The organism is Microcoleus sp., from assembly GCF_049646505.1.
In the GTDB taxonomy this organism is placed as follows: Bacteria; Cyanobacteriota; Cyanobacteriia; order Cyanobacteriales; family Microcoleaceae; genus Microcoleus.
Window position 1 is genome coordinate 1 of record NZ_JBARVX010000571.1, and the last position, 6,073, is coordinate 6,073.

General features: G+C 40.8%; 7 protein-coding genes. 2 read left to right on the plus strand and 5 right to left on the minus strand.

Annotated features, from left to right (window positions below; translation table 11 throughout):
- Positions 1–267 precede the first annotated feature (267 nt).
- Positions 268–1,056 (minus strand): RNA ligase family protein, encoded by a 789-nt coding sequence (locus tag WBA89_RS26750; RefSeq protein ID WP_424410684.1) that lies wholly within the window; start codon positions 1,054–1,056, stop codon positions 268–270.
- Between the two features lie 176 nt (positions 1,057–1,232).
- Here WBA89_RS26750 and WBA89_RS26755 point away from each other — a divergent pair, with 176 nt between their 5' ends.
- Both WBA89_RS26755 and WBA89_RS26760 read left to right on the plus strand, forming a co-directional pair.
- Entirely contained in the window at positions 1,233–2,054 is an 822-nt protein-coding gene (locus tag WBA89_RS26755; protein WP_424410689.1) for a prohibitin family protein, read from the plus strand.
- Between the two features lie 185 nt (positions 2,055–2,239).
- On the plus strand, positions 2,240–2,659 hold the full coding sequence (locus WBA89_RS26760; RefSeq protein WP_194061701.1) for a peptidylprolyl isomerase: 420 nt from the start codon (positions 2,240–2,242) through the stop codon (positions 2,657–2,659).
- A gap of 71 nt (positions 2,660–2,730) precedes the next feature.
- Here WBA89_RS26760 and WBA89_RS26765 read toward each other — a convergent pair whose 3' ends face one another.
- The 4 genes from WBA89_RS26765 to WBA89_RS26780 form a co-directional block, all read right to left on the minus strand.
- Positions 2,731–3,087 (minus strand): type II restriction endonuclease, encoded by a 357-nt coding sequence (locus WBA89_RS26765; RefSeq protein WP_424410685.1) that lies wholly within the window; start codon positions 3,085–3,087, stop codon positions 2,731–2,733.
- Positions 3,088–3,180: 93 nt separating this feature from the next.
- Complete coding sequence (locus WBA89_RS26770) at positions 3,181–3,876, minus strand: hypothetical protein (RefSeq protein WP_424410686.1); 696 nt, start codon at positions 3,874–3,876, stop codon at positions 3,181–3,183.
- 4 nt (positions 3,877–3,880) lie between these two features.
- On the minus strand, positions 3,881–4,732 hold the full coding sequence (gene yhdJ, locus WBA89_RS26775; RefSeq protein ID WP_424410687.1) for an adenine-specific DNA-methyltransferase: 852 nt from the start codon (positions 4,730–4,732) through the stop codon (positions 3,881–3,883).
- Between the two features lie 66 nt (positions 4,733–4,798).
- Positions 4,799–5,923: a THUMP domain-containing class I SAM-dependent RNA methyltransferase gene (locus WBA89_RS26780; protein ID WP_424410688.1), complete on the minus strand. Its 1,125-nt coding sequence runs from the start codon at positions 5,921–5,923 to the stop codon at positions 4,799–4,801.
- Positions 5,924–6,073 lie beyond the last annotated feature (150 nt).

Genomic DNA, 6,073 nt, shown 5'->3' on the forward strand with positions numbered 1-6,073 from the left:
GCAATTTCTGAGTCCGCGGAGGCGGACATTGTTTGTATAGCAGCGGTTTCAACCGCCGAGTCTTATCTATTAATAACGCAATTTCTGAGTCCGCCTCCGCGGACATTGTTTGTATAGCAGCGGTTTCAACCGCCGAGTCTTATCTTCGTCCGCCTCCGCGGACATTGTTTGTATAGCAGCGATTTCAACCGCCGAGTCTTATCTTCGTCCGCCTCCGCGGACATTGTTTGTATAGCAGTGGTTTCAACCGCCGACTATTAGGAATTCCTAACTAAAATTAAATAAATCAGCGCCTGGACGCAAAAAATTCGGTACGATCGGGCGATTCAGCCAATGTCCTTCCGCATTTTTAATAGCCGTCAAAAAGCTGGCGCGCACGTATTTGTAACGCGCCTTGACAATTCCATCTTCCTCAATTTTAATATACAGACCTTCCATCATATTGCTCGGATCTGTCTCTTTTAAACACCGCTCTTCATCCAATCCCATTTCCCGACAACACAAACGCAATTTCTCCAAATGTCCCGGTTGAATAAAATTAGATTTTTCCATAAATTGCCTCATTTGCTTTGGCGATTTCACTCGTCCCGAAAACAGCACTGGAACTGACAATAACGGCAGTCCATTTAACAATTTCCGGCGCGATTCTGTACTCAAAAAATGACGGCTTTCTAAATCTAGCACATCATATTCCATAAAGTAGTGCGGCAAAAAATCGTAAAAAACAGTGTGTTTGGCATAAAGCCATTCGCCGTACAAAATATAACGATTTCCCAGCACTTCTGCCAGAGTTCCGCTGAGACTAAAAGCCCACTGTTTGAACAAGTTAAAATGTTTTTCTCTCGGCCCGCCGGTGAGATAGTGGCCGCGGCTTTGCAGCAGCATTTGCCCGTCTGGTGCGAAGCTGATGCCCGTATTTGCGCCGTCTACCTTTTCTTCGATGATTAAAGGGCGATCGGCAATCGCGCTAAACGGCACGCTATCTAGGTCTTCATCGCCAGGCCCGAAACGCGAACCTTCGATATGATAAGTTCTGGGATATTTAACAATTTCCACAATCGATCGATTTTATATTTTAGAAATTCAAGGCGACCCCATCCATTGTAAATTTTATATTTTAAATTTTAGGGGCAAATCCATTCCATTAACCATTATAATAGAATCATCACAAAGGAGCGTGTAAGTTGAAAAATCAAAATTTCCAGAACATATCATCAGCACTCGCTGGAATTATGTTAGTAGTCGCGCTGATCCTCGGCTTCAACTCTTTTGTTGTCATAAACCCAGGTGAAGCAGGGGTAGTCAGCATTTTAGGAAAAGCCACCGATGGAGCATTGTTAGAAGGATTTCACATCAGACCCCCGCTGATATCCAAGGTAGATGTGTACGATGTAACTGTGCAAAAATTTGAAGTTCCAGCCCAAAGTGCTACTAAAGACCTTCAGGATTTAAATGCTAGTTTTGCCATCAACTTTCGCCTCGATCCTGCGAGAGTTGTTGATATCAGAAGGACTCAAGGAACTTTGGATAATATAGTTTCAAAAATCATTGCTCCTCAGACGCAAGAAGCATTTAAAACAGCAGCAGCACTGAGAACCGCCGAACAATCTATTACTCAAAGAAGTGAACTGAAGCGCGACTTTGATGCTGCGTTGAAGCAAAGGCTATCAAAGTATGATGTAATCGTGCTCGATACGAGTGTTGTAAACATTAGATTTTCCACAGATTTTGCCAAAGCTGTCGAGGAAAAACAAGTTGCCGAGCAGCGGGCGCAAAGAGCTGTTTATATTGCTCAAGAAGCAGAACAACAGGCTCAAGCTGACATTAACCGCGCTCAAGGTAGAGCAGAAGCTCAAAGACTGTTAGCGGAAACTTTGAAAGCTCAGGGTGGCCAATTAGTGCTGCAAAAAGAGGCGATCGAAGCCTGGAGAAGCGGCGGCGCTCAGATGCCAAAAGTGTTGGTTACGGGCAGCGGTTCGAGTCGGGTTCCTTTCATTTTTAATATGAACGATATTCCGGAAGAACCCAATCGCCCAACAGTCACCGAAAATTAAAATATGACTGAAAGTAACAAACCGGGTTTCCTCCAAAAGCGCGCAGCAGTCCTATGAGAGTTACCGGAGTATGCTACACTTCTGAAAGTCAAAATATAACGACAGGTTGAAACCTGTCGTTATACAAGCGAAGCCCGCAATTACAATGCAGGCAACACAATCATTTTAGGAAGCAAGGAGAAATCATGACCCGCGCTATTATGGAAACTGACAAAGGTACAATCAATTTGGAACTGTTCGATGCGGATGCGCCGAATACAGTGAAAAATTTTGTTGACTTGGCAGAAAAAGGTTTTTACGACGGATTGAACTTTCACCGAGTCATTCCTAATTTTATGATCCAAGGCGGCTGTCCCAAAGGTACTGGATCGGGCGGCCCCGGCTACAAAATCAAGTGTGAAATCAACTCCAACAAACATTTGGCAGGGACTTTATCGATGGCTCACGCAGGCCGCGATACTGGCGGCAGCCAATTCTTTATTTGCCATTCTCCCCAGTCTCATTTAGATGGAGTTCACACAACTTTTGGCAAAACAGAGGATATGTCTGTCGTCAATGCGATCCGCCAAGGTGACAAGATTCTTTCTGTGAAAATTGAGCATTAATTTTTAGTAATTAGTCGGGTTTGTAGTAAGGACTTGAGTCCTTATTGCAAACAATATTAATTACAAATAAATCATTCATCTTCAAGGGAATTCTCTAACAGTTCAATTTCTAAATTTTCTTCCTCAGCCTCATAATTAAATTCCAATCTGCTCTGCTTAATAATTTCGTTTAATATGTTGCTTAAATACCCTTTGGCAACAGCTTGTTCAAATCTTTCTATAAGAATAGCAACATTAATTATTTCTTCTATACATTCCATGTAACGCGACACTATAGCATTTATTGAATACTGTTTTCGAGCTTGCGCTTCTATTTTACATTTAATTTCAATATCGGAATCTGAAGATTTAACGACAAATGTTATCGGATACTTTTCAATTTTATCAATGTCTAGGAAATATTTATTCATATCTACGGTTTCTGTCACCTGAAAAAACCGTCCCAGAGGCTTCATTACAAAATCAATTCCACCATCATTTGCATTTGTCCGACCTGTTTTAAACAGTTTTAAATTTTCTTGCTAGAGCCGATCAACCTCATAACCCCAATAAATCGATCGGTCACTATAGTAGTATTTTAATATACTGTAGCTGACGATCTCGAAGATTCTAGCATCTACCGTTGGTGCGAGTAGTTGTTTGATAAATTCTATTACTTGACCCTCTGTCAATGCTTGAGCCTCTTTACAAAGTTGAAGAAATTTTTCAAAGCTATCTCTCTTAGCTTCAACGTAGGCATCAATAATTTGAATTACTGTTTCCGCTATATTATGTACGTTTTCCTGAATTTTAACTTTTAATAAATTTTCGTTAAACCAATACCTGTTAGTTTTCGGATTTCTCAGAACAGGGATAAAGTCACAAGTAGGAAAATATCTTTTGAATTCTTCATTAAGTCTGTGGTTCAAAGCATGATTTTGAAGCTTTTGTCCAAACGGTAATTCGCGCTGTCTCTTGAAAATATTTGTATAAACTGCACCTTCATAATCTGAATGTTTCTCGCTTTGATGAAAATTTTTTAAAAAATAGTCTTCAGCTAAAACATATATAGCGTATAAATTAGCAAAACTTCCTCTTGATTTTGAGCCTTTATTTGCCGATTTAGTTTTGATATTCAAATATTGAATTAGCTCGCTTACAGCAAATACTTGCTCACCAGAAACACCAAAGTTTTCTTTTAAAATTTTCTTAATTATTTTTGTAAATTCGTGTTCCATTTTATCAAAATTGTAAATTGAGTGTTAGCTGTTTTGGTGAACTTGCAACTGAATTGACTTCGGATATTTGCTCCTCTTGATTGTCATCAAAAGTAATCTGTAATCTATTTAATCCTATTTCTACATATTTTTCTTGTAATTCTATTCCGATTGACTTTCTCTTAAGTTGCTTGGCAACAAATGATGTTGTAAAACTCCCAGAAAATACGTCTAATACGACGTCTCCCTCATTACTACTTGCTTTGATAATTCGCTCTAACAAAGATGTTGGTTTTTGGGTAGGATGATCTTCATATTGGGGCATACGATATCTGACTCTCGGAAACTCCCAGACATTACCTGGAACTTTTTGAGAATTATATACTGATGGTGTAGACTTGCGATAGTCAATTAGTTTTCTAACAGAGCCAGTTTTTGCCTCTACAAGAATGTCTGAGGAATTAAATGTATAATTTCGTTTGTCTTTAACACAATATAAAATTGGTTCGTACAGAGAACCGTAATATTTTTTTGCTTGTACGCCAGAACTGTCATAATACCACACTATTCGAGAAAGAATTGTTAAGCGATCGCGCAAATATAGATCGAAGTAAGGCATACATTGAGTGGATGCCATCAAATACAAGCTGCCGTTGTGCTTGAGCTTGTTAATACATAAGTTCAACCAACTATAACTCCATTCTAAATAATCGCTTTCGGAGTTCCACTTGTCTTTAAAACCATTAAAGTCTTTGCCGATATTATAGGGAGGATCGGCAAAAATTAAATCGACTGAATTATCTTTTATTTCACTAGAAAGAACTTCTAACACATCTCCTAATATGAGCTTGTGTCTGTCTAATTGAAAAATTTTCATTTTGCCTAACCTTTCCCAATCAATACGTCATTTTGTCAGCTAGAGTTGGATATTTACCAGAAATATTCAATAGAGTTCATATTTGAGCAAAGTACAGGGAATCGAGCCATTAAAAACCGGAATTCGCTTCGATGTTCTGAGTCCCACCTGTTTACCCAACTCCTTGTTTCCAGTCAAAATAAACGCATTCCAACCTTTAAAACGCTGCTTGAAAATATCGCCCAACATCTTATACAAATCTCCCAATTCGCTAGTATCTCCGAGGCGCTCTCCGTAGGGAGGATTGCAAATCAGAACTCCGCTGTCTGTCGGTGCTTCTAACTCGGATAACTCGGTACGAGCAAACTTAATTTTACCGGCAATACCTGCTTGCTGCGCGTTAGTGCGAGCTTGATCTAACATATCAGAATCGCGATCGCACCCTGCAATCATTTCTGGAAGCTCTGGCAATTCGCTGCTCTCTGCTTCGGCCCACAATCTATCCCACAAAGGCTCGTCAAAATCCCGCCAAGTCATAAATCCAAACTTTTCTCGAAACAATCCTGGCGCAATGTTCAAGGCTTTTAAACTCGCTTCCAAAGGCAAAGTTCCCGAACCGCACATCGGGTCTAAAAACGGCAAATCTGGTGTCCATTCTGCCATTTCTAACAACGCCGCAGCGAGGGTTTCTTTGAGAGGAGCAAGCCCCATTGCCGGCCGGTATCCCCGCCGGTGCAAACTGCCGCCAGAGCTGTCTAAACTTAAAATAGCACGATCGCGATGGATGTGAATGTTAATCAGCAAATCGGGATTTTCTACATCCACACTGGAACGCTTGTTAAATTGGTGGCGCTGTTGGTCGGCGATCGCATTTTTGACCTGCAAAGCTGTAAAGTGTGTGTGGTTCAACTTATCGTTGCCGCCGGTGCAGTTAACTGCTAAGGTATTATCAGGATTTAGATATTCGTCCCAAGGGATTTTCTGCACTTCGCGGTAGAGTTTATCTGAGTCGTAACACCGGAACTCGGCTATGGGAACGAGCACTCGAAAAATTGTTCTCGACCACAGATTGACGCGGTACAATAAAGCGCGATCGCCCGCAAAGTAGACTCCTGTAAAATCGGGCTTGACATCCTGCGCGCCTAGGCTTTCTAATTCTTGGGCGGCAATTGTTTCTAAACCGCGCGCAACTGTAGCAAAATATTGATTCATTGATAATTACGAAGGAAGTTCGCCAACGGATTACGTAACGGATGTAACGGATGTAAGAGGGAAGAAATAGCTATTTGTGTATTCGTGACTTCTGGAGCGCGAATAAAGGTTGTTGGGGATTGGGAATGGGTTTTTCTCGATCGCCCTTCA

What these genes read in the sequence shown, in the direction of transcription:
- WBA89_RS26755 (WP_424410689.1), top strand. Translation starts at nt 1,233, where the DNA reads ATGTTAGTAGTCGCGCTGATCCTCGGCTTCAACTCTTTTGTTGTCATA.
- WBA89_RS26760 (WP_194061701.1), top strand. Translation starts at nt 2,240, where the DNA reads ATGACCCGCGCTATTATGGAAACTGACAAAGGTACAATCAATTTGGAA.
- WBA89_RS26770 (WP_424410686.1), bottom strand. Translation starts at nt 3,876, where the DNA reads ATGGAACACGAATTTACAAAAATAATTAAGAAAATTTTAAAAGAAAAC.
- yhdJ (WP_424410687.1), bottom strand. Translation starts at nt 4,732, where the DNA reads ATGAAAATTTTTCAATTAGACAGACACAAGCTCATATTAGGAGATGTG.
- WBA89_RS26780 (WP_424410688.1), bottom strand. Translation starts at nt 5,923, where the DNA reads ATGAATCAATATTTTGCTACAGTTGCGCGCGGTTTAGAAACAATTGCC.